This is a genomic window from Rhizobium sp. BK538 (assembly GCF_014197575.1).
In the GTDB taxonomy this organism is placed as follows: domain Bacteria; phylum Pseudomonadota; class Alphaproteobacteria; order Rhizobiales; family Rhizobiaceae; genus Rhizobium.
Genome location: NZ_JACIFT010000031.1, coordinates 1 through 24526 on the forward strand (window position 1 = coordinate 1; position 24526 = coordinate 24526).

Genomic DNA, 24526 nt, shown 5'->3' on the forward strand with positions numbered 1-24526 from the left:
AGGTCATCGTCGCCATCAACAAGGACGAGGAGGCGCCGATCTTCCAGGTCGCCGACTACGGTCTCGTCGCCGACCTCTTCGATGTCCTGCCGGAATTGCAGAAGGCGCTTTGAACCGAGCAGATGCCTTCATTTCGCACTTGCGAATGACTGGAAAATTATCATTTTAAGGGCTACTACTTCTGCCGGGCGATCATTTGCCCGGCAGTTCTGTTAGAAAAATGCGGCAGCGCGGGGGCGTATGCCGAGCGGGGGTTTGGAGATGAGTGCGGTGTTGAAGACAATTGGTATCATCGGCGCAGGCCAGATGGGTTGCGGTATCGCACAGGTCTCGGCAGATGCAGGCTACAAGGTCCAGCTCTACGATCTCTCCGACGAACGCGTCCAGCATGGTCTCGCCACCATCAACGGCAACCTTGCCCGCCATGTGACGAGCGGCAAGATGACGGACGACAAACGTTCCGCCACTCTCGCCCTGATTTCCGGCTCCTCCGACATCAACGATCTCGCCGCTTCCGATCTTGTGATCGAAGCTGCGACCGAGGACGAAAGCGTCAAGCGCAAGATCTACGCCCAGGTTTGTCCCGTCCTGAAGCCGGAAGCGATCCTCGCCACCAACACATCCTCACTCTCGATCACGCGGCTTGCCTCCGCCACCGACCGCCCCGAGCACTTCATGGGCATCCATTTCATGAACCCGGTGCCGGTCATGAAGCTGGTCGAACTCGTGCGCGGCATCGCCACGGAAGAGAGCACCTTCGCCACCGCCAAGGAATTCGTCGCCTCGCTGGAAAAAACGGTGACGGTTGCCGAGGATTTCCCGGCTTTCATCGTCAACCGCATCCTGCTGCCGATGATCAACGAAGCGATCTATACGCTTTACGAAGGCGTCGGCACCGTTGATGCGATCGACACCGCCATGAAGCTCGGCGCCAATCATCCGATGGGACCGCTGCAGCTTGCCGATTTCATCGGCCTCGACACCTGCCTGTCGATCATGCAGGTGCTGCACGACGGACTGGCCGACTCGAAATATCGTCCCTGCCCGCTGCTGGTGAAATATGTCGAAGCAGGCTGGCTTGGCCGCAAATCCGGCCGCGGCTTCTATGACTATCGCGGCGACACGCCGATCCCGACCCGCTAAGACACCACCGAGCTGGCGAACCATCAAAGCCTATGCGCCACGAGCGTTGCGCTTCGCCTGTGAAACGGCGCCGGCCTTCCGCAATCTGCCTCGCTCCATCGGACGGATGAGATTCTTGCGCTTCGAGCTTTCGATCGAGTGCATGCCTGCATGCGCCTGACGTGTGTTGAATGCCTCGTCCTTCTCGCTTTTCGCTTCTTTCCTTCGCGCCAACGCGGCCCGCAAATTCTCGACCATCTGAACTTTAGCAAGCATTCTGCGCCGGCGGGCTTGTTCGGCATTCACACTACGCACGCCCATGGCCAGAACTTCGAGTTTGGCCCGCGTGCCCGTATCTTTGCGCGCTGGTGCCGCCCCTTTGGGTTGCGCCTTGCCCCTGATTTCCCTGCGCTGCCTATTCGCCTCGCTTTGCGCCCGATCGCGCCTTTCCCGTATGCGCTTGGCAAGATCGGAGAGATCAGCATCCGACAGATCCTGCATTGCCGGATGGTGGGTTTTCTGAACGAGCTGCCATTCGTCCGCAGTTAGCAAACGCTCTGCCTGCTTGCGCGAAATTGCCATCTACGCCTCCTATGCTGTCGCACCAGTGAACTGACTTGCGTTCGATAGGGCTCGCCTGCGCCCGGGGCGAAGCGACTGAAGCTTCAAAAGCTTGGGAGATGTCGTCTCCCTGGCCATCGATTTTGGCCGCGGCTCGACTATCGCTAGGCGCGCGACTGCGTCTCATTCACAATCTAGCGCCGCATGGCGAGCTCGGCAATGGCCTTCAATATCGGTGGCCGCACGATCTCTTTCGAGGAGTACTCCAGGTTGTCGACGCTCACGCCCCGGCCACGACTTCCCCTCCGCACGGCGCATCCGCCTGCAGTATCAATCATCGATCCGGAGAGCCCACGCAAATGCGGAACCTCACTGACGAATAAATTATGGCTCCGCATTTGCGTGGCCTGCGGCGTTCTTCGGGATATCCCTATCCCTTCAGGCGATTGCCTCGTCTCGCTGCGTCCGGGCAGATCCGTCCAGACATGGCTGAACCAAACCGGATGCTGGAACATCCGGGGGAGACTTGTGGCTGCACCGTTTTTTGACCCCGAATACCCGGCTTTCACCTCCCTGCGTTCGGCTGCACGTTACAGCTTCGGACAGGGCGCCGGCTCCCGCCTGCAACCTCTCGCGAAACACTCCGGCGACGGAAGCGAGAGGACTGTTGGCACGGGGCCGGGCAGCGGGGAAAATCGAGGGCAAGATTTTCCTGCATTATGCGGCAAATGCCATCACTGGGGCTTCGTGACTGCTTGCGACCGGAAGGCTAGGTACAAATAAAATCAAACAGAGCGGGAGGCGAGCAGCATCCAGGCGTCGAGATTTCTATCGGCAACTTCCCGTGCTATGATCGCGCTACTGGCGTCGTCCGCCGTGGGGTTATACGCACGGAGACCTGTCTAATGAGCGAAGTGGACGTACTTTTTGCGAGCTTGCGACAGGTAGCTGACGCTCAGACGGTCGAGTGCATCGAGAATGTTGTCATGCATGGCTCGGATCGCGATCTCAACCGCATCAATGCGCTCGCCTTCGCTGATGCGCATCATCTCGATGAAGAAAAAACCATCGCGGCGCTTCTCCATGCGGCCCGCATAGGCGCGTTCGAGATGACCTGGAATGTGCTTTGCCCGGGATGCGGCGGCGTCCTTGACACCGGCGCAACCCTGAAGGGAGTTGTCCAAGAGACCTACCATTGCGCGCTTTGCGCGGCCGGATACGAGCCAACCCTCGACGAAATGGTCGAGGTAACCTTTACGGTCAGTCCGAGAGTGCGCAGGATTGCTGCCCACGAGCCCGATCGGTTGCCTCCACTTGAGTATTACCGGCAAATCTTCTTCAGTTCCGGGGTCGATCTGCCCGATGACTTCGAAGCGCGGTTCGCACGCATCGTATTGGAGATGATCGAGTTGGCGCCGGGCGAGAAGGCTTTCGTCTCACTACAACTGCCGGCGCAATTCGTCATCATCTTCGATGCGGTGACACACTCGGCGCAGTTTATCGACGTGAAAGGTGAGCCCACCCACGAACGTCAGAACCTCTCAATGGTCATCAGCCAGGCGCATGCACTGAACGAAACGATTACGTTTCGTCCCGGCGTTCTCCGGCTCACCCTCGAGAACCACACCGATCGCAGAGTGGTACCGAACGTCTGCGTCGCCGGAGACGACCTGCACGAGCTACTGGGCCGCAGACGAGCCTTTCTGACCGCCAAGCGTCTGCTGACGAACCAGAGCTTCCGCGACATCTATCGGACAGACACACTTGACGTAGACCAGCGTCTCCAGATCACAAGTCTGACCTTCCTCTTCACTGACTTAAGGGGCTCGACCGCCCTCTACGAGCGCGTCGGCGATCTTGCCGCATTCGATCTGGTGCGAGCACATTTCAGGGTTCTTCACGAGATCGTCGCCACAGAGACCGGAGCGGTCGTGAAGACCATAGGGGATGCGGTGATGGCGACTTTCCCGAGCCCCGATCGCGCGGTGGCGGCCGCGCTGCGGATGCGGCAGGCGATGCTTCGGCTAAATGCCGAACGTGGCAGCGAAGATCTCCTCCTGAAGATCGGCATCCATGAGGGACCATGCCTGGCAGTCAGCCTGAACGACCGGCAGGACTATTTCGGCCAGACCGTCAATATCGCTTCCCGCGTACAGGGCCTTGCTGATCCCAATGTGATCCTGACGACGGAGGCGATTGTCGGGGATGCCCAAGTTTCAGAGATCCTACGAGACAGCGGCATCACATCGGTCTCCCGGATGGAGGAACTGCAGGGTATCGGGAGGGAAGTCAGGATCTTCGCCCTGTCATGAACTTCGTCAGATCTTCTACGTCGTGCGAACTTGAGCAGGGCCTCGCGGCAAGGCTATCGGTCCTGGCTTATCTTTTCGATTGGACAGACCGGGTGCCAATGTAAGCTTCGAATAAAGGCCGGTGATGGCTTCACCGGCTCGCTCCGGCCGTCAGTTTTGCTTTTAAAGGGGGAATCCCAACTCCGAGACCGTCGTCACGATCAGTGATCGCATCCACTCATGCGCTCGATCCTGATCATAGCGAGAGTGCCAGTAGAGGTTCACGTGCGGCGCGGGAACATCGATGGGCGGTTCGAAGACCTTCAGGTCGAGCTGCGCCTTGACGCCCTCGCAAACTGCATGGGCACGGCGGCGATATGCGAACCGGCGGCAACGGCGAGCGCCACGCCCTGAAAATGGGCGGGTGCGAGCGTCACATCACGACGAAGTCCGTGGGACTGGAGAGCCTCGTCCACCATGGCGGAAAGCGTTCCATCGATGGATCGTATCGCGTGGACCGCCGCTGCACGTTCACCACCGCGAAGACGCGGTTTTCCATCTTCTGGAAGGCGAGATGCGCCTTCAAATCGGAGACCGCAACGTCCATGCCGGTGCGGGGCAGACGCTGGTTGCGCCGAAGGGTATCCCGCACTGCTTTCGGATCGAAAGTGCCGCTGGCGCCCATTGCCTGACGATCACGCGTGGCGACGACTTCGAGACGATGCTGCGGCAGGCAAGCCGCATTGCAGACAAGCCGGAACTTCCCGCCGCGACCGCCCCGTCTCCCGAGATGATCGACGCGTTGACGCGCTGCTGCGCCGAGAACAATATCGCGATCGTCGGCCCACCGCTCGCCTAGTGCCTCACGTCCCAACCGCACCCTTGATTAGCGCCTTGGCGTCGTCGCTGTCCCAGGCGGCGGGGCCGTTCATGGCGGAGATCAGGCAGCCCTTGCCGTCGATCAGGAGCGTGACCGGCAAGCCGAAGGCGAACCCCTCCTTCTTCAGGCTGTTGAAGACCTCGATGGTGTTGTCGCGATAAAACTGTAGCGCATCGACACCGATTTCGCTGAGGAAGGCCTTCGGCTTCTCGTCGTCGCCGGTATCGATGTTGACGGGAACGACCTGGAACCTGTCGCTGCCCAACTCCTTCTCCAGCGCGTTCAGAGCCGGCATTTCCTCGCGGCACGGCACGCACCAGGTTGCCCAGAGATTGAAGAGCACGGTCTTGCCGGCAAAACTGTCGAGCGTCATGGGCTTGCCGTCGGGGCCCTTGAAGGCAACGGTGGTGAGCTTGCGGTGCTCGTCAGGAGCAACCATCGCCGCCACCTGTCCCTTGAGCAGCGGCGCAATTCTCGTGGCGATGTCCTTTGTCGCCGCGCATTCGCCCGACGCCGTTTGCGTCCCGCCATTGCCAGACCCGGCTTCCCTGATGTAAACCGCTGCCGCACCGGCAATAATGCCTGCGACGGCCGCGATCCCGATCAGCTTCAGGGATGGCAGGCGCAGGGGCGTTCTTGTCGTCATTTCATTCTCCGAGACACGCGTTCTTCAAGGCAGGCATCGTCATGGCCGACAGCACGGACACCAAATCCTCCAACCAGATGTGGGGCGGACGTTTCGCTTCCGGCCCAGATGCGATCATGGAGGAGATAAATGCCTCGATCGGTTTCGACAAGAAGCTGTTTGCGCAGGATATCCGCGGTTCAATCGCCCACGCCACCATGCTCGCCCACCAGGGCATCATCCAGGCGGATGATAAAGACAAGATCGTTCAAGGGCTAAACACGATCCTGTCAGAGATCGAAAGCGGCAATTTCGAATTCTCCCGCAAGCTCGAAGACATTCACATGAATGTCGAGGCACGCCTTGCGACGTTGATCGGCCCGGCCGCCGGCCGCCTGCACACAGCGCGCTCCCGCAATGACCAAGTCGCGCTCGACTTCCGCCTCTGGGTCAAGGAAGAGCTTCAGAAGACCGAGCAGTTGCTGACCAACCTGATATCAGCCTTCCTCGACCGCGCCGAAGAGCATGCCGACACCGTCATGCCGGGCTTCACGCATATGCAGACGGCGCAGCCCGTCACCTTTGGCCATCACTGCATGGCCTATGTCGAAATGTTCGGCCGCGACCGTTCGCGCGTGCGCCATGCCATCGAGCATCTGGACGAAAGCCCGATCGGTGCGGCCGCCCTCGCAGGCACCGGCTATCCGATCGACCGCCACATGACGGCGAAGGCACTCGGCTTCCGCGAGCCGACCCGCAATTCGATCGATACCGTCTCGGACCGCGACTTCGCCATCGAGTTCCTGGCGATCGCAGCCATCACAGGCATGCACCTGTCGCGTCTGGCTGAGGAAATCGTCATCTGGTCGACGCCGCAATTCGGCTTCGTGCGCCTGTCGGACGCCTTCTCCACCGGCTCGTCGATCATGCCGCAGAAGAAGAACCCTGACGCCGCCGAACTGGTGCGCGCCAAGACCGGCCGCATCAACGGCTCGCTGGTGGCGCTTCTCACCATCATGAAGGGCCTGCCGCTCGCCTATTCCAAGGACATGCAGGAAGACAAGGAACAGGTCTTCGATGCTGCCGAAAGCCTGGAACTGGCGATCGCCGCGATGACCGGCATGGTGCGCGACATGACAATCAACGCCGCGCGCATGAAGGCGGCGGCCGGCTCCGGCTATTCGACGGCAACCGACCTTGCCGACTGGCTGGTGCGCGAGGCGGGTCTGCCGTTCCGTGACGCCCACCATGTGACTGGCCGCGCCGTGGCGCTTGCCGAGAGCAAGGGTTGCGATCTTGCCGAGCTGTCGCTTGCCGACTTGCAGGCGATCAATCCTGAAATCACCGACAAGGTCTACGATGTGCTGACGGTTGAGGCATCGGTCGCAAGCCGCAAGAGCTTCGGCGGCACCGCGCCTTTGGAGGTGCGCAAGCAGATCGCCTATTGGCGGGCCCGCAACTGACCTCAACAATCAGGGTGCACAAGGTGGATAAACTTCGCTATGAAGGTGTCCAACAGTGCCGCTCCAAGAGGAATTCCATGCAGAAGAGCTTGCCGCAGATCGTCCGCCTGACGGTTGTTTTTGCCGTGATCGGCCTTGCCGTCGCCGGGTGCGGGCGCAAAGGCGATCTCGATCCGCCAAGCGCGAACGCAACGAAGACCGGCGACTCATCGAAGCCGACGCCACAGCCGGGCACCGCGGACAGGCCCTTCATCCTCGATCCGCTTCTCTAAAGCGCGCGAAAGCGCGCGGCGATCTTTCAGATTCGCCAGTCGCGCTTTAGTCTTTGTTGTTGCGCATGTCCTTACCCCGAAACCGGTTCCCACTTTCGGGAGACATGCTTTAAGAGGCCACTGACGTGAACCATTTCGAGTACCGCGACGGCGTCCTCTACGCCGAGAACGTTCCCGTTCCCGAGATCGCCAAGGCTGTCGGCACGCCCTTCTACTGCTACTCCACGGCGACGCTCGAGCGCCACTACCGCGTCTTCGCCAAAGCGTTCAGCGAGGTCGATGCCATGGTCTGCTACGCCATGAAGGCGAATTCCAATCAGGCCGTGCTGAAGACGCTCGGTCGTCTCGGCGCCGGCGTCGATGTCGTCTCCGAAGGCGAGCTGCGCCGCGCGCTCGCCGCCGGTATCCCGGCATCGCGCATCATGTTCTCCGGTGTCGGCAAGACACCGCGGGAAATGGACTTCGCGCTCGAGGCCGGCATCTACTGCTTCAATGTCGAGTCCGAGCCGGAACTCGAAATCCTCAACCAGCGCGCCGTCAAGGCGGGCAAAAAGGCGCCCGTCTCCTTCCGCATCAATCCCGATGTCGACGCCAGGACGCATGCCAAGATCTCGACCGGCAAGAAGGAAAACAAGTTCGGCATTTCCTGGGAGCGCGCCCGCGCCGTCTATGCCCGCGCAGCCAGCCTGCCCGGCATCGAAGTGACCGGCATCGACATGCATATCGGCAGCCAAATCACCGAACTGCAGCCATTCGAAGACGCCTTCAAGCTACTGCGCGAACTGGTTAGCACGCTGCGCGCCGACGGCCACGATATCCATCACGTCGATGTCGGCGGCGGCCTTGGTATCCCCTACCGCGATGACAACAACCCGCCGCCGCATCCGGAAGCCTATGCCGAAATCGTCAAGAGCCAGCTGCGCGAACTGAACTGCAAGATCGTCACCGAGCCCGGCCGCCTGATCGTCGGCAATGCCGGCATCCTGGTGACCGAAGTGATCTATGTGAAGGACGGCGGCGAAAAGACCTTCGTCATCGTCGACGGCGCGATGAACGACCTCATCCGTCCGACCCTCTATGAAGCCCATCACGAGATCCGCCCCGTCGTGATCTCGGCGGCGAACGCACCGCGCATCAAGGCGGACGTCGTCGGTCCTGTCTGCGAAACCGGCGATTTCCTGGCGCTCGACCGCGAAATGGCGATGCCAAAGCCCGGCGATCTCTTCGCCATCAGCTCCGCAGGCGCCTATGGCGCGGTGCAAGCAGGCACCTACAATAGCCGCCTTCTGGTTCCTGAAGTGCTGGTCAAGGGTAGCGATTTCCACGTGATTCGCCCGCGCGGGACCTATGAAGAGCTGATCGGTCTCGATTCCGTCCCGACCTGGCTGGACTGATCACGCGCTCTCAGCGATGGCATCACTTTTTGGCGAAGAACCGTGAAAATCCGGCATTGGCCGGCGCTTGCCCTCGCCTTCGCCACAAAGAATGTTATCCTTGACGGAGAGCGAACTGCCCCGGCGATCGCCGTAAGTGCACTCTGCCTTCGAACGCCAGCTCGCGGAGACCGGATTGAGTAAGAGCTCCAGCAGGGAGAAACACGGTGCATTTGCCCTGAGGCCGTCCTTGGCGCGGCTGGTTGCGGCGAAGCGCTTTCTAGCGCGCCTGGTCCTGCTGTCCGAGCAGATCATGCCGCTGCTGTTGCCGATCTTTTCGGTCGCAGCGCTTTATCTGGCGGCGTCCTGGTTCGGCGTTTTCCGCTATACGCCCGATTGGCTCCGCGTGGCGCTGCTGATCGGTTTCGCGGTTGCCTTCGTTGCTGCGCTCCTTCCCCTTCGCCGGCTTTATTGGCCAGACACGGCCGCTGCGGATCGGCTGCTCGAACAGCGCAACGGCCTGCAACACCAGCCGGTGGCCGTTCAGGAAGACGAGCCCGCCACCGACACCCCCTTCGCGCGTGCCCTCTGGCGCGAACACCAGACGCGTATGGCGGAGAAGATCGCAGCGCTCGATACCGGCTTCCCCCGCCCTGACATCGCCTCCCACGACCGGCTGGCTCTGCGTGCCGTTCCGGCTTTGCTGGTGGTAATGGCCTTCGCCTATTCGCTGTCGCCGAGCGGCGGCTCGATTTCGGATGCGCTACAGCCGCGGCCGGCACCGCAAGCGAGCGATCCTGCCGTGCGCATCGATGCCTGGGTCACGCCCCCCTCCTATACCGGCCGCGCCCCGATCTACCTGACGGCAACCGGCACCGAGCAGGCGGCGATCCGCGTTCCCGAACTCTCGAACCTTACGGTCCGTGTCAGCGGCGGCAAAACCGCCGAGAAGGTCGTCTTCCGGCGTGAGAACGGCGAGGCGCAGGACATTGCGCCCCAGGAAGCGGCCAAGCAGCCCGCGACGCCAGCGGCGCAGCTGGCTGAAGGCGCGGCGGCAGCCAACCCCGTTCCCTCCGCCACCACGCATTTGATGAAGCTCGAGGAAAATGGCAGGCTCGAGGTCAACGGACGTACCTGGAGCTTCGATGTCATTTCCGATAAGGCGCCCGAGATCGCCTTCAATGGAATGCCGAAGCCAACCGTCAACGGTGCGCTTGAAATCGGCTTTACCGTCAAGGACGATTACGGCGTGCAGGAAGCGCGGGCAGAAATCGTTCCTGTCGAGACCGATCCGACCGCGACACCGCTTTACCCGTTGCCGGACTTCCGCCTGGACATTCCTCGCCGCAATTCGCGAGACGCCAAGGGGCTGACCAGCAAGAACCTCACCGAGCATCCGCTTTCGGGCAAGCGGGTTCGCATTACCCTCGTGGCAAAGGACGCAGCAGGCCAGACCGGTCGCAGCCCGCCGCACGAGATGACGCTGCCCGCCCGGCCATTCAACGAGCCCCTTGCCGCAGCCGTGGCCGAGGAACGGCAGGTCTTCTCGCTCGATACCCGGAAGATGCCGGAAGCGATCGCACTGAACGAAGCGCTGACGCTTCGCCCGGAAGAGACGATCCCTAACCTGACGAACTACCTGTTGCTGCAATCCGCCTTGACGCGGATGAAGATTGCCAAGGGCGAGGAGGCGCTCAAGGACACGGCTGACTACCTCTGGGATATCGCGATCGGCATGGAAGATGGCGACCTCTCGCAGGCCGAGCGCAATCTGCGCAACGCCCAGCAGAACCTGGCGGATGCCCTGCAGCGCAACGCACCTGATGGTGAGATCAAGAAGCTCATGGACGAGCTGCGCAAGGCGATGCAGGAATACATGAAGGAGCTTGCCCAGCGCATGCAGAATGCGCCGATGCAGCCGAACCAGAACGCTCAGAACATCATTCGCCTGCAGGATCTCGAGCGGATGATGGACCAGATCGAGAATCTGGCGCGTTCAGGTAACCGGGACGCTGCCCAGCAGATGCTCTCCGAGCTGCAGCGGATGATGAACAACCTGCAGGCCGGCAGGCCGCAACAAGGGCAGCAGGGCCAGGACAACAGCCAAATGCGCCAGCAGATGGACAAGCTCGGCCAGATCCTGCGTGACCAGCAGAAGCTGATGGAAGAAACCTTCAAGCTGGACCAGCAGCTGAAGGACCGCATGCAGCGCGGCGACCCCAACATGGGGATGAACGATCCGCTTCTCGACGACATGCCGATGGACAACGACGGCATGCAGCAGGATCAGCAACAGGGCCAGCAAGACCAGGGTCAGGACCCAAGCCAGCAGGGTCAGAATCAGCAGGGGCAGTCACCTTCCGACCAAATGACGGCCGAGCAACTGCGCGAAGCCCTGAAGCAATTGCGTTCGCGCCAGGACGAACTCGGCAAGCAGCTCGGCGAGCTACAGAAGGGTCTCGGCGACATGGGCATCAAGCCCGGCCCGGGCTTCGGCCAGGCGCAGCGCGAAATGGAAGGCGCCGGACGCGAACTCGGCCAGGGGCGCGGTGAACTGGCCATCCAGGGCCAGGGACGTGCCTTGGAGGCGTTGCGCCAGGGCGCGCGCGACATGATGAACCAGATGATGCAGGCAATGCAGGGCCAACAGGGACAAGGTCCGCAAGGCCAGGTCGGGCAAGGCAACCAGAACGGCCGCGACCCGCTTGGCCGTCCGCGCCGCGCCGAAGGACCCGATTTCGGCGATCAGGTTAAGGTACCCGACGAAATCGACGTACAGCGCGCCCGTGAAATCCTGGACGCCATTCGCCAAAAGCTTGGCAACAACCCATCGCAGGAAATCGAACGACGCTATCTGGAGCGCCTGCTGGACATCCAGTAGGCCCTCTTGTGCCAATTCGGGTCACAATCCCGTGAGATTCAACGCCAACACGCCGTAGATACCTATGTGTTTACTGTGACGCGAGGTTGCGTCGTTTTGGGCACGAGTTGAGGGTACTTCCATGAAAACGGAATTGAGGCTGATCGCAGCTGTCGCTCTTGGATTCGGCATGGCTGCTGGCACGGCAAGCGCATGGGATATCGGTGGATTTGCCACGACGAACAGCGGCGGCAAGACGCTCGCTTACGACAACTACGAATCGACCCGAAGTGGGCGGTATTCGGACGCTTACAGACCGGCCCCCTACAGCATGGAGACGACAGGCAGCATCTCGTCCAATGGCACTATGGGACGACGTCCCGTCAATTGCCCACCGAGGCCGGCTCCTGGCACGCTGCAGACGCAGGGCGGAAACAGCGGAACGACGATTAATCCCGCCTGCCCCGACTACTGACAGGCCGCGGTGTGGATTTTGCCGATGGTGCCACCGTCCTCGTCCAGCGGGGACGTTGGCATTGAACGTGCGTGACCTCACGGACACCGGGCTTCTAATTTCGTCGCCGAGGCTAGCCCTGCCTGGCGAAAGCTTCGTATTGTCACCCTGCAGGTGATTAATGATAGCGATTCGATGGCAATTCTCTTCAAGACGGTAATCGGTGAAAACGCAGCGTTTGAGCTGATCGAGAACGCACTCTCCCGCACCGGCGACTATGATGGCTACCTCAACGTCGTAGCCGACGAAGGCGAGCGCACTCTTTCCTGGTCCCCTGGCATGCATGCCGAACAATTCCAGGCGGAGATCACCGAGATTCTCCGTTCGACCTGGGACATCTGCCGCTTCTGGGTGATCTACGAGCGGCGCGACGACCGGCAGGATGCCGAGGCCAACGCGATCCGCAACGCGGCGTTCAGGCTGACGCGCGGCTATGCAGGCGTCATCGTCGTGACGCTCAGCCTGCTTCACAAGCGCGACAGCCTGGCGGATATCGAATTGATCTTTGTATGTTTTCAGCAGGACTTCCAGCGCCGCAATTTCCGTGTACGCTACGAAGGCAAATTCGTCCCCGACGAGGGCTGAATTGTCGAGGAGTGCCGTTAGCCGCCTCAGGCGGCCAACGCACGCGCGACGGCCTTGCGGATATCCGGCAAGGCAAAGGGCTTCGAGACGACGTCGACGATCTTTTCCGCCAAATCGTCAGCGCGCTCGCGTTGTTCCGCATAGCCGGTCATCAACAGGATCTTCAACGCCGGAAAGGCGGATTTTGCCTGATGCGCCAGCTCAATGCCGTCCATCACGGGCATGCGGATATCCGAGAGCAGCAGGTCGTAGACGCCGTCTCTGAGTTTTTCCAGTCCTTCCGCACCATCGGCGGCTTCTTCGGTCTCATGACCGTCAAGACGCAAAGCGCGGGCTACGAAAGAGCGCAGGGAGTCCTCGTCTTCCGTAATCAGAATTTTCGCCATGGTGTGCATCACTCCGTTTCATGCCCCGCAACGCAAATCACACGACTTTCCTTTGCGATCGGTAAACGGCAGGAAGGGATGGACGGGATGGTTAACAACCCGTCTTATTGTGGCACAGTCAGGCGTCGCCGGTGACCACGCCGACAAACGGGAGTTCGCGGAACGCGTAAGCGACATCCATGCCGTAACCGACGACGAAATAGTCGGGGCATTCGAAGCCGACATAATCGGCTTCCAGTTTTTCCTTGCGCTTGACGCTCTTGTCAAGGAGCACGGCGATGGTGACGTTGCGTGCGCCGCGTTCGTAAAGCAGTTCCTTGGCGAACAGTAGGGTGCGGCCGGATTCCAGAATATCGTCGATCAGGAGAACGTCGCGATCCTTCACGTCGCTGTCGATATCCTTGACGATCCGAACGCCCTGCGACACCGTGCCAGTGCCGTAGCTCGACAGCGTGATGAACTCGACTTCGGGCGCCAGGCCACTGTCATGCAGCGCGCGGATAAGGTCGGCGGCAAAGATGAACGAGCCCTTCAACACGGCTATGACCAGCAGATCCTTCGTCGGTCCGGCTGCAATCTGCTTCGCCATCGCATGGTTGCGCTCCGCAATCTGCTCGGCGGTGAAGAGTGGCTCGATGTTTTTTCCGCGCACGACGGGCATAAGAAGGCTTGCTCCATGAATAGAAGGACAAGCCGTTACCACAAACGGCGGGACGAAACACCCCTTACGGCATGAAGGAGAGCCGGACTTCCGGCATTTTTCCACCCGCGTACTGCACTCTTGTAGAAAATCCGCGGCTTTTCCCACCGTAAATGACATCCGCAGGCGGATTGATCACGATGCTTGCGGTCAGCTGTTCGCCGGCAAACAGGTCCGCTCGGATGGGGCGCACGGCCTGGGTGGTACCGCTCTGATTGTCGATGATGCCGTTGATCAACAGCACCCTCATCCCGTTCGCATCACGCGGCGTCATCGTGACGTGCGAGAAATGTAGCGGCGAGTCCGTCGATGCAGCTTCGCTTTGAGAGAGGCCGGAGAAGCCACCGAAGAGACCGAACACCAGCACCGACAGCGTAAGCACAAGCGCAACGAAGGTCTTGACCGATGCCTGCTGCAACCAGGATTCGCCCGCTCGAATGAATGATTCCATCAAGGTTCGCGGTAACGAAGGCTGGATCACCAAAGAGGCCGAGGGACGCCGGCGATTGTCGTTGAAGGTCCGTGCATTGAAGGTCTGCGCGCGACTGTTCGTTATCACCACGAATTCAGCGTCGGTCACATCGACCGGTCGTGTTCGGCGGGCCTCGCGCTTGGCCGGCTCTGGCGGCAGAAAATCATAAGCGCGGCCGGGCGCCTGGCGTCTGAACGAGGAGGAGGTCATGATGACGGCCTTTCCGGTGTCCACATGGTTTCGGGCCGGACGGAAATCCGGCATTGAAACGAATCCTGCCCAGTCGTAAATTTTAATGGTTAATGCTTCGCAAAGATCGCCATCAAAGCGGCGTCTTTCCGGTAAAATTTACTGGTTGTTAATGCTGTTGGTTAACAAGTCGTGCGGTGAACAAACAAAAGACTGATCTACCGTTGATCCACTTCGAAAATGTCGGTTTGCGCTATGGGATGGGCCCGGAAATTCTCCGGGACCTGACGTTCGACATTCCGAAAAAGTCGTTTCAGTTCCTGACGGGTCCTTCGGGCGCCGGCAAGACCACGCTGCTGCGACTGCTGTTTCTGTCGCTGCAACCAACCCGCGGGCTGATCCGCATGTTCGGGCGCGACATTTCCGATATTCCGCGCCCAGAGCTGCCGTTGCTGCGCCGCCGTGTCGGGATCATCTTCCAGGAATTCCGTCTGCTGGACCATTTGACCACTTACGAGAACGTGGCGCTGCCGCTGCGCGTTCGCGGTAAGGACGAAAGCTCCTACAAGACCGACGTGCTCGAGCTCCTGAAATGGGTTGGCCTTGGCGAACGCATCAACGTCCTGCCGCCGGTTCTGTCAGGCGGCGAAAAGCAGCGCGCCGCGATCGCGCGCGCCTTGATCGACCGTCCGGAGATCCTTCTGGCCGACGAGCCGACCGCCAACGTCGACCCGCCGATGGCCCGCCGTCTGCTCAATCTCTTCCTTGAACTCAATCGTCTTGGCACGGCGGTTGTGATTGCGACCCACGATCTCGCGCTGATGGACCAGGTGGAAGCCCGCCGTATGATTCTCTCGGAAGGGCACCTTGATATCCATGACTAAAGCCGCCCCCAAACCGCCGGCAGAGGCCGCTCCAAAAAGCCCGAAGCGGCCGGAGATGAAGGTGCGCCCGACGGCGCCGATCCTGCCTTCCGCCAACATCCAGGGAAATGCGCTGATGGTGGTCATCGCCATCATGGCCTTCCTCGCCTGCCTGACGCTCGGCGGCGTCAGCATGGTGCGTTCCACCGCCGCCAGCTGGGAGAGCCAGATTTCCCGCGAGATCACCATCCAGATTAAGCCCGAAGAGGGGCTGGACATGGACAAAACACTGGCGCAGGCACGTGATCTCGCCTTGACGTTCGTCGGCACGAAGAACGGCCAGATTGTTGATGAAGCAGCCACCGCCCGTCTGCTCGAGCCCTGGCTCGGCACCGGGCTCGACATCAAGGAACTGCCGGTTCCGCGGCTGGTGATCATCACCATCGACGAGAACAATCCGCCCGATTTCGAGGCGATGCGCTCGCTGCTCAAGGAAAGCATTCCGCAGGCCTCGCTCGATGATCACCGCACCTGGGTCGACCGGCTGGTTTCGATGGCCCACACCACCGTCATGATCGGCACTGGCATCCTGCTGCTGGTCTTTTCGGCGATGGTGCTGACAGTCGTTTTCGCGACCCGTGGCGCCCTGTCCGGCAATCGCCACATCGTCGAGGTTCTTCACTTCGTCGGCGCGGAAAGCTCGTTCGTCGCCACTGAGTTTCAGAAGCATTTTCTGAAGATCAGCCTCAAGGGATCGGCGGTCGGCAGCGCCCTTGCCGCGCTCTTCTTCCTGACGGCCGGCTTCCTGCAAAGCCGCACGCTGGCCACCCCGCAGACGGATCAGGCAACCGCTCTCTTCGGCACGTTTTCGGTTGGTGCGCTTGGCTATGCCGGCATCTTTGCCACCATGATCGTCATCGCCCTGCTGACGACCTTCACGGCCCGGCTGACGGTAATGCGGACCATTTACGAGATTGACACGCTGCGTTCCGATCCGGCACGTGCCGACGGGCTCGTGAATTGAGCTTTACATGCCTTTTTTGCCATGAAAGCGTCTGTTCGCCGCCGCAATCTGCATATATTTTTCTGATTCATGAGCATGGGCAACTTTTCGCGCACCCCGATTCGCCCTGGAACGGAGCTTGCTCGCTCCGAGGGAGGACCTGCGCGCCGCGGTCCCCTACGGCGCATGCTGCGCTGGGGCGGCGTTACCTTCATCCTTGGCATCGCCCTCATCTTCGGCGGCTTCTTGCGGTTTGCCGATTCCGTTACGACCCTGAAGCCTCCGCTCGATCCGCGCGCGGATGCGATCGTCGTTCTGACAGGCGGCTACCAGCGCATCGATCAGGCCGTCGAGCTACTTCAGAAAGGTGCCGGCAAGCGCCTGCTGATTTCGGGCGTGCACCCGACCACCACGCCGAAGCAGATCCGCAGGATGACCCAGGCTTCGCCGGAGCTTTTCTCCTGCTGCGTCGACGTCGGCTACGACGCGCTCGACACGATCGGCAATGCCCAGGAAGCATCGAACTGGATCCACCAGCGCGGCTACAAGAGCGTCCTCATCGTCACCAACAACTACCATATGCCGCGCAGCCTTGCAGAACTCGCCTACGTCGATTCCGAAACCCAGTTTATTCCCTATCCTGTGGTGAACACGGATCTGAAGACCAGCAACTGGTTCACCGATCCCAACGCCGTGCGGGTCATGCTTGCCGAATATGCGAAAGTGCTCTTCGCCGGCGTGCGCAATCTGACGGGTCTCGGCCGTCATGCGGGGCTGCGTTCGGCCGGCGTCTCCGGCTAAAGCTCAGCGAAACCTTTTTCTGACGGTCAATATCGTGTAGGAGGGCGCAACCGCGTTTTGCGGACATTGGCCTTGGGAAAGTTTATGATCGCCCTGCGTTCCGTTCTCTTTAACACGATCTTCTACGCCAACCTCATCGTTCGCATGATCGTGCTGTCCCCCTACTATTTCGTCGCGCCACGCAAGGACGCCTATCGCATACCGAAAAACTGGGCGCTGTCGAGCCACTGGTTGATGGAGAAGATCGTCGGCACGACCTTCGAGATTGAGGGCATCGAGAATCTGCCTGATGGCGGCTATATCCTGGCGCCGAAGCACCAATCCTTTTGGGACACCTATGCCCTTCTGCCGTGGCTGAAGGATCCGGTCTACATCCTGAAGCGTGAGCTGATGTGGATCCCGCTCTTCGGCTGGTATGCCAAGAAACAGCGGATGATCCCGATCAACCGCGGGGCCCGCGGCAAGGTCATGGTCGAGGCATTGAAGCGCACGAAGGAAGAGCTGGCAACCGGCCGTCAGCTGATCATCTATCCCGAGGGCACCCGCCGCCCGCCCGGCGCCGAGCCGCTCTACAAATACGGCATTGCCCGTATGTACCGCGATCTGCAGCTGCCGGTCGTGCCGGTCGCCATGCATCCCGGCCTCTTCTGGCCGCGACGCCGCACGATGCGCTACCCCGGTCACTTCAAGGTGCGGATACTGCCGCCGATCCAGCCCGGCATGGATCCCGATGCCTTCTTTGCGCATCTGATCGACGTGACCGAGACGGCGAGCGACGAACTGCTGGTCGACACCGTCAAGCGCAATCCGAATCTGCCGCTTCCGCCGACCGCCGTTCAGCGGCTCCAGGAATTGCAGAAGGCGAAGGCAGCGACGGCCTGAGCTCAAGCCCCGTTTCTCAGCCGTTCCACTTCGCCGACCACCTGCTCCAGCCAGTGATCGCGAATGCCCATCTCCTGCAGGTGCGCCAGCGTGTTGAAGACATAGGCGTCGTTCGGTCCTGATTTGCCCTTAGCGCCGTGGACGACCTGTGCCGCCGCGATCGCGTCGAGTCCACCAGCATACTGCGTGTGCTTGCGATCAACAACATAGGCGATCGCCTTGCTTGTTCTGCCATCGGCCAGTTGTAGCTGCAGGCAGCGCTCGAGATAGACGTTGGTTACGAGCTCGCGCTCCCTGAGATAGTCGATTGTTTCGTCCCACTCATGCGGCGCGATCCGGAAGGCCATGCCACGGCAGGAACCGCCACGATCAAGGCCGAGTACGAGGCCCGGATTCTGCTCGGTGCCGCGATGCACCCAGGAATGAACGCAAAGCGAACGCCGGTAGCCACGGACAAGAGCCTGAGAACGCTCCAAAAACCCAAAGCCCGGATTCCACATCAGTGATCCGTAGCCAAATACCCAAAATTCGTCCATATCGCACGCCAGACCGACATTTCCACTCGCGAGTCACCATTGGAGAACATCATGGCAGCGTCAAGCCCATCCCGCAGCGGCAGAAAATTCTGGATGCTCGGCAGCGGTATCGTCTTGGTGATCGCGCTTTATACCGGCGCCTGGTTCTATGCCGCGTCCGAGTTGAAGAACACCGTGCTGAAGGCGATTGCACCCGGCAATACGGCAGGCGTCAGCGGCGAGTGCACAGATATCGACTTCCGCGGTTATCCATTCCGGATCGGCCTGTTCTGCTCGAAGGTCGATGTTGACGATACCGTCAATGGTGTCTCGGCGACCTTTGGCGAACTGCGCTCCGCAGCCCAGGTTTACGCTCCCGGTCATATCGTGTGGGAACTCGATTCGCCGGCAGAGATCCGCAGTGCCCACGGTCTGACGCTCAATGCGGAATGGGCAAGCCTGCAATCCAGCCTGATCACCAAGTTGAAGGGCATTGACCGCTCTTCGACCGTCATCGACGGGCTTAAGGGCACCGCCGTGTCCTCGCAGACAGGCCAGACGATCAACTTCGACGCTGCCCATACGGAAATCCACCTCCGCCAGAACGGTGGCGACCTTGACGGCGCGATCTCCGTGACGGATGCCAATACGGCGATTAAGGACTGGCCCGCCCTCCCCAAGCTTTCTGCGAGTGCTGACGTGACGCTCGCCGGCAAGGCAGGCATGATCGACGGCAGCGACCAGAAGGGGCTTTACGGCGCCAGTGGTGAATTGCGCAAGGTCGTGGCTGACATCGGTGACGGCAAGGTCATGACGCTGAGCGGCCCATTCTCCTTTGATGAAGAGGGCTACCTGTCGGGCAAATTCAAGCTGGAGATCGAGCAACTCGGCCCCTGGCGCGACAGCGTCAAGCAGACCTTCCCCGAGATCGCCAAGACCGTCGACACCGCCGCCAAGCTGCTGAAGGCGCTGGCGGGCGGCGGTGACAAGGTTTCCGTCGATCTCGTCGTTGCACGCGGCAATGCCACGGTCGGCGGCTTCATTCCGTTGGGATCGATCCCGCCGATCTGAAATCAGGCTTTCTTTTCGAGCGGATGCGGGCGCCCGAAATCCGGTGCGTCGACATCCTGGCCGGCCTTGATGATCGAACGACGGATGGCGCGGGTACGGGTGAAAAGATCGAAGATCTTGTCGCCCTCGCCCCAGCGAATGGCCCGCTGCAGATAGGCGAGGTCCTCGGAGAAACGCGCCAGCATTTCGAGGATCGCATCCTTGTTGTGCAGGCACACGTCCCGCCACATCGTCGGATCGGAAGCGGCCAGACGCGTGAAGTCTCGGAAGCCGGAGGCGGAATACTTGATCACTTCCGATTCGGTGACCGCTTCAAGATCATCCGCCGTACCGACAATGTTGTAAGCGATGATGTGCGGCAAGTGTGAGACGATGGCGAGCACCTTGTCGTGATGCTCCGGATCCATCTCGTCGACCTTGGAGCCCAACGCTTCCCAGAACTGCCGCAGCCGCTTCAACGCCGTTTCGTCGGTGCCTGAGATCGGCGTGAAGATGCACCAGCGCCCTTCGAAGAGCCCCGGGAAACCGGCGTCCGGACCGGACTTCTCCGTGCCCGCCAGCGGATGGCCGGGGATGAAGTGCACGTGCGGCGGCATGTGCGGCTGCATTTGCGCGATGACCGAGGCTTTGGTCGAGCCAACATCCGTTACAATCGCGCCAGGCTTCAGGCTGCTAGCAATTTCCTTCGCAACGCTCTCCGACGCGCCAACGGGCACCGAGACGACGACCAAGTCCGCATCCTTCACCGCCTCGGCCGACGACGTCTTGTAGCGGTCGCCGAGCTGCAGTTCCTCAGCCCTTTTCAGGGTATCTGCACTGCGCGTCGCGATAACGACTTCTTTTGCGAGGCCAAGCCGCTTGATGTCATGCGCAATGGAGGAGCCGATCAGGCCGATCCCGATCAGCGCTATGCGATCGAACTGCGCGGTCATGACTTGCGTCCCATAAACTCGCCGAGCGCTTCGATGACGCCACGATTCGCCTCCTCCGGGCCGATGCTCATGCGCAGCGCATTCGGAAATCCGTAGCCCTTCACCGCACGCAGGATGTAGCCGCGGCTGGTCAGGAACTCATCGGCTTCAGGCGCGCGTTTGCCATCGACGTCGGGGAAGTGGATGAGAACGAAGTTTGCGACCGACGGCGTCACCTTGAGACCGATAGCCTCAAGCGCGCCCGTTATCCTTTCGATCCAAATCTGGTTGAAGGAAGCCGCCTCCTGCGTGAAGGCCTGGTCGCGAATGGCCGCCGCGCCGGCGGCAATGGCAGCCGCGTTCATATTAAACGGGCCGCGGACGCGATTGACCGCATCGATGATATCTACCGGGGCATACATCCAACCGACGCGAAGCGCGGCCAGACCGTAGACCTTGGAGAAGGTGCGCGTCATGACAACATTCACGTTCGACGAGACGATCTCGATGCCGGCCTCGTAGTCGTTGCGACGAACATATTCCGCATAAGCGGCATCGAGCACCAGAACGACACGCTTCGGCAGAGCTGCCTGCAGGCGGCGGATTTCACTGACCGGGACATAGGTACCGGTCGGATTGCCGGGATTGGCGATGAAGACGATCTTAGTCTTCGGCGTGACGGCGCCCAGAATGGCATCGACGTCAACGGTCGCGTCCTTCTCCTTGACGACAACCGGAGTCGCGCCGGCGCCCATGATCTGGATCTTGTAGACGAGGAAGCCGTGCTCGGTGATGATGCCTTCGTCGCCCGGCCCGAGATAGACATGGCAAAGCAGGCCCAGCAACTCGTCCGAACCGTTGCCGCACATGATGTTGGCAGGGTTCAGCCCATGTACGGCCGCAATCGCCTCACGCAACTCCGTTGCTTGGCCGTCCGGATAACGCTCGAGACTGCTGGCGGCGTTGCGGAAAGCTTCGATCGCCTTCGGGCTCGCGCCGAGCGGCGTTTCATTTGAGGAGAGCTTGTAAACGCGTGCGACACCCGGCGCATGTTCCTTGCCCGGCACATAGGCTGCAATATCCAGAATACCGGGACGCGGAACGGGCTTGCTCTTCTCTTCGCTCATGAGATCGACCTTGGAAAATACCGGGAAAAATTCGGCTGAAAACTGCCTGTGGCAATAGAACGGAAAGGCGGCCTTGTCGAGTGCTGCGGGACCTCTAGGGTCCTGACCCTAGCGACTGCGTGTCGTTGGAACACCATGCGGCGCCAGAACCGGCACGAAGACGCGCCGCGACGCACGGGCGGCAACCGGCAGGCCCTGATAGAGCCGCTTCTGCGCCTCGACGACGATCACGCCGGAAAATGCCGGCCACAAGGTGCGTCCCACACGATCGAAGAGGCCGCGCAGGCGCATCATGGTGCGAAGCTTGGAGGGAGGGAAGAACAATGCCTCGGCCGTCGCGCCTGGCGTGAAATTGGTTTCCCGCAGGAGACTTGTCAGCTGCCCACGCGAATAGGGTCGCCCGGAGCCGAACGGCGTATGCTCCATCCGTGCCCAGACGCCACGGCGGTTCGGCACGACGATGACCAGGCGCCCGCCTGGCGCCAGCACCCGCCACAGCTCCTTCAGGGTTTCCCGCGGGCTCTCGGCAAATTCGAGCGAATGGACCATCAGCACCCGGTCGATCGAGGAATCGGGCAACGGCAGCTCCTCGTCGAAGATCAGGGCCGTCGAGGAAAGCGCCCCCACAGGCCAGTTCACGGCACCCTGCCCTGCCGGCATGAAGGCAAAGGTTCTCTCCGTGTCGGACTGGAAGCGATCTAGGAAGGGCACGACGTAGCCCAGACCAACGAGACGCTCCTGCGGGAGCCGAACCCAAAGCGAGGAAAGCGCCATGGCGATCGACTGCTCGGCAATGCGTCCGAGGTCGGAATGATAGAACTGGCGTAGGTCGACGATATCAGCGTGCATCGAGGTAAATGTTATCAGTGGGCGGTTGGACTTCAAGGCAGGACCCTCTACATTCCCGGTATACCCGCGATAAAGAGGCTGCCTGAGACTATGAAACCGTTGGATTTAGAAGTTTTTCTCTGCCGTACCGACAATTTCGGCGTGTTGGTCCACGATCCTGAAACCGGCTTGACCGCCTCGATTGACGCTCCCGATGCAGGCGCGGTCGAGAAGGCGGCAGCCCGCCGCGGCTGGACGATCTCACATATTTTTACGACCCATCACCATACCGACCACGTCGAAGGCAACCTCGCGCTGAAGCAGCAATATGGCTGCGAGATTATCGGTCCGATCAACGAGGCGGTGGCGATCCCGGGTCTCGACAAGACGATGGCCGACGGCGATACCTTCCTGTTCGGCGACCACACGGTACAGGTCATCGAGACTCCCGGGCACACGGCGGGACATATCTGCTACCACTTCGCCGACGACAAGCTGCTCTTTGCCGCCGACACGCTGTTTGCACTCGGCTGCGGGCGTCTTTTCGAGCGCCCGGCCGCCGATATGTGGCACTCGCTGCAGAAGCTTGCGGTGCTGCCCGATGAAACGGCCATCTACTTCGGCCACGAATACACGCTCTCCAATGCCCGTTTCGCCCTGACAATCGATCCGGACAATCAGCGCCTGATAGTCCGTGCGGCCGAGATCGAGGCCCTGCGGGCCGAGAACAAGTTCACGATTCCGACGACGCTGGCACTGGAGAAGGAAACCAATCCTTTTCTGCGCGCGGCTGATCCTGCCATCCGCCGCAACCTGCTGATGGAAACCAAGACCAACGAGGAAGTCTTCGCGGAAATCCGCCGGCGCAAGGACAATTTTTGATGTCCCCGGACGATATCATTCGCGAACTTGGAATGGAGCCGCATCCCGAAGGCGGCTGGTATGTGCAGACATTCCGCGACACCGAGGGTGGTTCGCGCGGCCACTCGACGGCGATTTACTATCTCCTGAAGGCGGGGCAGCGATCCCACTGGCATCGTGTCCATGACGCTGCCGAGGTCTGGCATCATTACGCCGGGGCTCCGCTTGCGCTTCACCGCTCGCAAAATGGGAGCAGCAGCGAGACGCTAGTGCTTGGCACGGACATTCTCAACGGCGAGCGACCGCAGGCGATCATTCCGGCCAACTGGTGGCAGTCGGCCGAAACCCGTGGCGAGTATACGCTGGTCGGATGCACCGTTGCGCCGGGCTTCGAATTCGCCTCCTTCGAGATGGCGGCGTCGGACTGGAAGCCTGCTGGCTAAGGATACTCCGCGGCGGCGCGCTGTTCAACCGCCGCGGACTTTCGGCGGAACATCTCGTTTGCCGCCAGCACGGCGCCGCCGGTCACCAACACGCAGGCGAGGGCGATGCGCCAGCTCGGCCCGGCAAAGCCGAACAGTGTCAGGTTTAACGTCGAGAGAAGCGGTGCTGCATAGCTTGCGGCGCCCAGAATCTGGATGTCGCCATTCTTGACGCCGTAGTCCCAGGCATAGAAGGCCGCACCGACGGGAAAGAGCCCGAGGCCAGCGACAGCCATCCACTGCGATACCGTTTCCGGCCAGACGGTCGTCTCGAGCCCGAGATGGCAAATGAGCGACAGGATCGAGGTCGCCATGCAAAAGCCGGTGACGACATCGGTCGACACTGCATCGAAGCGACGCGTCAGGAGCGAATAACCGGACCATGTGAAGGCGCAAAGGAGGGCTGCGCCATAGCCGACGGCAAAGGCGCCGTCGAAATCGATACCGTTGCGGCCAACGATCAGGAAGGTGCCGCAAAGGCCGGCCAGGGCGCCGACGATATGATACCAACGCAGGCGCTCTCCCGGCAGCAGCGCCGATCCGACGACGATCAGCAACGGCCAGAGATAGGCAATCAGCCCGGCTTCGACGGCCGGTGCGTTCCTGAGCGCCGTGAAATAGAGGAAATGGTATCCGAACAGGCCAGCAATCCCGACGATCCAGATCTTGGCCGGCTGCTTGAGCAGCGCCAGTCGCGACGGATTGAGGATCAGCACGACGATGCCGGGGATGCTGCCGATGGCAAAGCAGATGGCCGACAGCTGGAACGGCGGCATCGTGCCGGAGGCGGCCGTGAACAGTGCCAAAAACGACCACATGAGGATCGCCGTAAAGCCGATTAGCGTTGCCCGAAGCTTCACCTGTCCCCCTTTACGGAGGCTCCTGCTCC

At 61.0% G+C, this 24526-nt stretch carries 27 protein-coding genes and 1 pseudogene; 17 read left to right on the forward strand and 11 right to left on the reverse strand.

Translation table 11 applies throughout. The features are described from left to right. Positions 1–113: pseudogene (locus tag FHX09_RS26840) on the forward strand (electron transfer flavoprotein subunit alpha/FixB family protein); the annotation flags it as partial. 148 nt (positions 114–261) lie between these two features. After that, a complete protein-coding gene (locus FHX09_RS26845) occupies positions 262–1143 on the forward strand; it encodes a 3-hydroxybutyryl-CoA dehydrogenase (protein ID WP_007789382.1) in 882 nt (293 codons plus the stop codon). 30 nt (positions 1144–1173) lie between these two features. On the opposite strand, the gene FHX09_RS26850 is transcribed toward FHX09_RS26845, so the two are convergent. After that, positions 1174–1704, reverse strand: a complete 531-nt coding sequence (locus tag FHX09_RS26850; protein WP_132594333.1) for a hypothetical protein — start codon at positions 1702–1704, stop codon at positions 1174–1176. Positions 1705–2588: 884 nt separating this feature from the next. On the opposite strand from FHX09_RS26850, the gene FHX09_RS26855 reads away from it, so the two are divergent. Further along, positions 2589–3995 carry an adenylate/guanylate cyclase domain-containing protein gene (locus FHX09_RS26855; RefSeq protein WP_132594335.1) on the forward strand — a complete coding sequence of 469 codons (1407 nt, stop codon included), beginning with the start codon at positions 2589–2591 and terminating at the stop codon, positions 3993–3995. A 302-nt stretch (positions 3996–4297) separates the two neighbouring features. On the opposite strand, the gene FHX09_RS26860 is transcribed toward FHX09_RS26855, so the two are convergent. Beyond that, complete coding sequence (locus FHX09_RS26860) at positions 4298–4453, reverse strand: hypothetical protein (protein ID WP_165933198.1); 156 nt, start codon at positions 4451–4453, stop codon at positions 4298–4300. Between FHX09_RS26860 and FHX09_RS26865 the strand changes: the two genes are divergently transcribed. Continuing rightward, on the forward strand, positions 4399–4833 hold the full coding sequence (locus FHX09_RS26865) for a cupin domain-containing protein (protein WP_348649199.1): 435 nt from the start codon (positions 4399–4401) through the stop codon (positions 4831–4833). The two genes, FHX09_RS26860 and FHX09_RS26865, sit on opposite strands and share 55 nt — an antisense overlap. A gap of 4 nt (positions 4834–4837) precedes the next feature. On the opposite strand, the gene FHX09_RS26870 is transcribed toward FHX09_RS26865, so the two are convergent. After that, positions 4838–5500, reverse strand: a complete 663-nt coding sequence (locus FHX09_RS26870; protein ID WP_183719641.1) for a TlpA disulfide reductase family protein — start codon at positions 5498–5500, stop codon at positions 4838–4840. Positions 5501–5541: 41 nt separating this feature from the next. On the opposite strand from FHX09_RS26870, the gene argH reads away from it, so the two are divergent. From argH to FHX09_RS26900, 6 genes are all read left to right on the forward strand, one after another. After that, positions 5542–6942 (forward strand): argininosuccinate lyase, encoded by a 1401-nt coding sequence (gene argH, locus FHX09_RS26875; protein WP_007789398.1) that lies wholly within the window; start codon positions 5542–5544, stop codon positions 6940–6942. A 77-nt stretch (positions 6943–7019) separates the two neighbouring features. Beyond that, on the forward strand, positions 7020–7214 hold the full coding sequence (locus FHX09_RS26880; protein WP_007789400.1) for a lipoprotein: 195 nt from the start codon (positions 7020–7022) through the stop codon (positions 7212–7214). Positions 7215–7339: 125 nt separating this feature from the next. Then, on the forward strand, positions 7340–8608 hold the full coding sequence (gene lysA, locus FHX09_RS26885) for a diaminopimelate decarboxylase (protein WP_132594341.1): 1269 nt from the start codon (positions 7340–7342) through the stop codon (positions 8606–8608). A 175-nt stretch (positions 8609–8783) separates the two neighbouring features. Then, entirely contained in the window at positions 8784–11468 is a 2685-nt protein-coding gene (locus tag FHX09_RS26890; protein WP_184450881.1) for a TIGR02302 family protein, read from the forward strand. A 121-nt stretch (positions 11469–11589) separates the two neighbouring features. Continuing rightward, the gene (locus FHX09_RS26895) at positions 11590–11922 is read left to right on the forward strand and encodes a hypothetical protein (RefSeq protein ID WP_132594345.1); all 333 of its coding nucleotides are present in this window, start codon (positions 11590–11592) and stop codon (positions 11920–11922) included. A gap of 174 nt (positions 11923–12096) precedes the next feature. Continuing rightward, the gene (locus FHX09_RS26900; RefSeq protein ID WP_007789406.1) at positions 12097–12546 is read left to right on the forward strand and encodes a hypothetical protein; all 450 of its coding nucleotides are present in this window, start codon (positions 12097–12099) and stop codon (positions 12544–12546) included. Positions 12547–12572: 26 nt separating this feature from the next. On the opposite strand, the gene FHX09_RS26905 is transcribed toward FHX09_RS26900, so the two are convergent. The 3 genes from FHX09_RS26905 to FHX09_RS26915 all read right to left on the reverse strand — a co-directional run bounded on the left by FHX09_RS26905 (position 12573) and on the right by FHX09_RS26915 (position 14368). Further along, a complete protein-coding gene (locus FHX09_RS26905; protein WP_007789408.1) occupies positions 12573–12932 on the reverse strand; it encodes a response regulator in 360 nt (119 codons plus the stop codon). Between the two features lie 118 nt (positions 12933–13050). Then, positions 13051–13593 carry a hypoxanthine phosphoribosyltransferase gene (hpt, locus tag FHX09_RS26910; protein WP_007528026.1) on the reverse strand — a complete coding sequence of 181 codons (543 nt, stop codon included), beginning with the start codon at positions 13591–13593 and terminating at the stop codon, positions 13051–13053. A 64-nt stretch (positions 13594–13657) separates the two neighbouring features. Then, positions 13658–14368, reverse strand: coding sequence for a hypothetical protein (locus tag FHX09_RS26915; RefSeq protein WP_184450883.1), 711 nt, complete (start codon positions 14366–14368; stop codon positions 13658–13660). A 149-nt stretch (positions 14369–14517) separates the two neighbouring features. On the opposite strand from FHX09_RS26915, the gene ftsE reads away from it, so the two are divergent. The 4 genes from ftsE (at position 14518) to FHX09_RS26935 (ending at position 17842) form a co-directional block, all read left to right on the forward strand. Further along, entirely contained in the window at positions 14518–15177 is a 660-nt protein-coding gene (gene ftsE / locus FHX09_RS26920; protein ID WP_007528031.1) for a cell division ATP-binding protein FtsE, read from the forward strand. After that, the gene (locus tag FHX09_RS26925; RefSeq protein WP_007789415.1) at positions 15170–16180 is read left to right on the forward strand and encodes an ABC transporter permease; all 1011 of its coding nucleotides are present in this window, start codon (positions 15170–15172) and stop codon (positions 16178–16180) included. Before ftsE ends, FHX09_RS26925 begins: the two co-directional genes overlap by 8 nt. Before the next feature lie 75 nt (positions 16181–16255). After that, positions 16256–16960 carry a YdcF family protein gene (locus FHX09_RS26930; RefSeq protein WP_132594349.1) on the forward strand — a complete coding sequence of 235 codons (705 nt, stop codon included), beginning with the start codon at positions 16256–16258 and terminating at the stop codon, positions 16958–16960. A gap of 84 nt (positions 16961–17044) precedes the next feature. After that, positions 17045–17842: a 1-acyl-sn-glycerol-3-phosphate acyltransferase gene (locus tag FHX09_RS26935; protein ID WP_132594387.1), complete on the forward strand. Its 798-nt coding sequence runs from the start codon at positions 17045–17047 to the stop codon at positions 17840–17842. A 2-nt stretch (positions 17843–17844) separates the two neighbouring features. On the opposite strand, the gene FHX09_RS26940 is transcribed toward FHX09_RS26935, so the two are convergent. Continuing rightward, the gene (locus FHX09_RS26940; RefSeq protein WP_037081926.1) at positions 17845–18378 is read right to left on the reverse strand and encodes a gamma-glutamylcyclotransferase; all 534 of its coding nucleotides are present in this window, start codon (positions 18376–18378) and stop codon (positions 17845–17847) included. Between the two features lie 51 nt (positions 18379–18429). Here FHX09_RS26940 and FHX09_RS26945 point away from each other — a divergent pair, with 51 nt between their 5' ends. Beyond that, positions 18430–19428: a DUF2125 domain-containing protein gene (locus tag FHX09_RS26945; RefSeq protein WP_132594351.1), complete on the forward strand. Its 999-nt coding sequence runs from the start codon at positions 18430–18432 to the stop codon at positions 19426–19428. A 2-nt stretch (positions 19429–19430) separates the two neighbouring features. Here FHX09_RS26945 and FHX09_RS26950 read toward each other — a convergent pair whose 3' ends face one another. The 3 genes from FHX09_RS26950 to FHX09_RS26960 all read right to left on the reverse strand — a co-directional run bounded on the left by FHX09_RS26950 (position 19431) and on the right by FHX09_RS26960 (position 22351). Beyond that, positions 19431–20360 (reverse strand): prephenate/arogenate dehydrogenase family protein, encoded by a 930-nt coding sequence (locus FHX09_RS26950; protein WP_007789425.1) that lies wholly within the window; start codon positions 20358–20360, stop codon positions 19431–19433. After that, a complete protein-coding gene (hisC, locus tag FHX09_RS26955; RefSeq protein ID WP_132594353.1) occupies positions 20357–21466 on the reverse strand; it encodes a histidinol-phosphate transaminase in 1110 nt (369 codons plus the stop codon). The genes FHX09_RS26950 and hisC overlap by 4 nt, the downstream gene beginning before the upstream one ends. A gap of 108 nt (positions 21467–21574) precedes the next feature. Further along, entirely contained in the window at positions 21575–22351 is a 777-nt protein-coding gene (locus tag FHX09_RS26960) for a class I SAM-dependent methyltransferase (RefSeq protein WP_007789431.1), read from the reverse strand. A 54-nt stretch (positions 22352–22405) separates the two neighbouring features. On the opposite strand from FHX09_RS26960, the gene gloB reads away from it, so the two are divergent. Together gloB and FHX09_RS26970 are read left to right on the forward strand one after the other, a co-directional pair. Next, positions 22406–23176, forward strand: a complete 771-nt coding sequence (gloB, locus tag FHX09_RS26965) for a hydroxyacylglutathione hydrolase (protein WP_132594355.1) — start codon at positions 22406–22408, stop codon at positions 23174–23176. Beyond that, positions 23176–23598, forward strand: a complete 423-nt coding sequence (locus tag FHX09_RS26970; protein ID WP_007789435.1) for a cupin domain-containing protein — start codon at positions 23176–23178, stop codon at positions 23596–23598. The genes gloB and FHX09_RS26970 overlap by 1 nt, the downstream gene beginning before the upstream one ends. On the opposite strand, the gene FHX09_RS26975 is transcribed toward FHX09_RS26970, so the two are convergent. Continuing rightward, complete coding sequence (locus FHX09_RS26975; RefSeq protein WP_132594357.1) at positions 23595–24497, reverse strand: EamA family transporter; 903 nt, start codon at positions 24495–24497, stop codon at positions 23595–23597. The genes FHX09_RS26970 and FHX09_RS26975 overlap by 4 nt on opposite strands. Positions 24498–24526 lie beyond the last annotated feature (29 nt).

Bases quoted from the DNA above. Each gene is read 5' to 3' on its own strand.
- FHX09_RS26935 (WP_132594387.1), top strand. From the start codon at position 17,045: ATGATCGCCCTGCGTTCCGTTCTCTTTAACACGATCTTCTACGCCAAC.
- FHX09_RS26895 (WP_132594345.1), top strand. From the start codon at position 11,590: ATGAAAACGGAATTGAGGCTGATCGCAGCTGTCGCTCTTGGATTCGGC.
- hpt (WP_007528026.1), bottom strand. From the start codon at position 13,593: ATGCCCGTCGTGCGCGGAAAAAACATCGAGCCACTCTTCACCGCCGAG.
- FHX09_RS26925 (WP_007789415.1), top strand. From the start codon at position 15,170: ATGACTAAAGCCGCCCCCAAACCGCCGGCAGAGGCCGCTCCAAAAAGC.
- FHX09_RS26970 (WP_007789435.1), top strand. From the start codon at position 23,176: ATGTCCCCGGACGATATCATTCGCGAACTTGGAATGGAGCCGCATCCC.
- argH (WP_007789398.1), top strand. From the start codon at position 5,542: ATGGCCGACAGCACGGACACCAAATCCTCCAACCAGATGTGGGGCGGA.
- FHX09_RS26855 (WP_132594335.1), top strand. From the start codon at position 2,589: ATGAGCGAAGTGGACGTACTTTTTGCGAGCTTGCGACAGGTAGCTGAC.
- FHX09_RS26860 (WP_165933198.1), bottom strand. From the start codon at position 4,453: ATGGTGGACGAGGCTCTCCAGTCCCACGGACTTCGTCGTGATGTGACG.
- FHX09_RS26915 (WP_184450883.1), bottom strand. From the start codon at position 14,368: ATGCCGGATTTCCGTCCGGCCCGAAACCATGTGGACACCGGAAAGGCC.
- FHX09_RS26900 (WP_007789406.1), top strand. From the start codon at position 12,097: ATGGCAATTCTCTTCAAGACGGTAATCGGTGAAAACGCAGCGTTTGAG.
- FHX09_RS26940 (WP_037081926.1), bottom strand. From the start codon at position 18,378: ATGGACGAATTTTGGGTATTTGGCTACGGATCACTGATGTGGAATCCG.
- FHX09_RS26870 (WP_183719641.1), bottom strand. From the start codon at position 5,500: ATGACGACAAGAACGCCCCTGCGCCTGCCATCCCTGAAGCTGATCGGG.
- hisC (WP_132594353.1), bottom strand. From the start codon at position 21,466: ATGAGCGAAGAGAAGAGCAAGCCCGTTCCGCGTCCCGGTATTCTGGAT.
- FHX09_RS26845 (WP_007789382.1), top strand. From the start codon at position 262: ATGAGTGCGGTGTTGAAGACAATTGGTATCATCGGCGCAGGCCAGATG.
- gloB (WP_132594355.1), top strand. From the start codon at position 22,406: ATGAAACCGTTGGATTTAGAAGTTTTTCTCTGCCGTACCGACAATTTC.
- FHX09_RS26880 (WP_007789400.1), top strand. From the start codon at position 7,020: ATGCAGAAGAGCTTGCCGCAGATCGTCCGCCTGACGGTTGTTTTTGCC.
- FHX09_RS26950 (WP_007789425.1), bottom strand. From the start codon at position 20,360: ATGACCGCGCAGTTCGATCGCATAGCGCTGATCGGGATCGGCCTGATC.
- FHX09_RS26850 (WP_132594333.1), bottom strand. From the start codon at position 1,704: ATGGCAATTTCGCGCAAGCAGGCAGAGCGTTTGCTAACTGCGGACGAA.
- FHX09_RS26905 (WP_007789408.1), bottom strand. From the start codon at position 12,932: ATGGCGAAAATTCTGATTACGGAAGACGAGGACTCCCTGCGCTCTTTC.
- FHX09_RS26945 (WP_132594351.1), top strand. From the start codon at position 18,430: ATGGCAGCGTCAAGCCCATCCCGCAGCGGCAGAAAATTCTGGATGCTC.
- FHX09_RS26930 (WP_132594349.1), top strand. From the start codon at position 16,256: ATGGGCAACTTTTCGCGCACCCCGATTCGCCCTGGAACGGAGCTTGCT.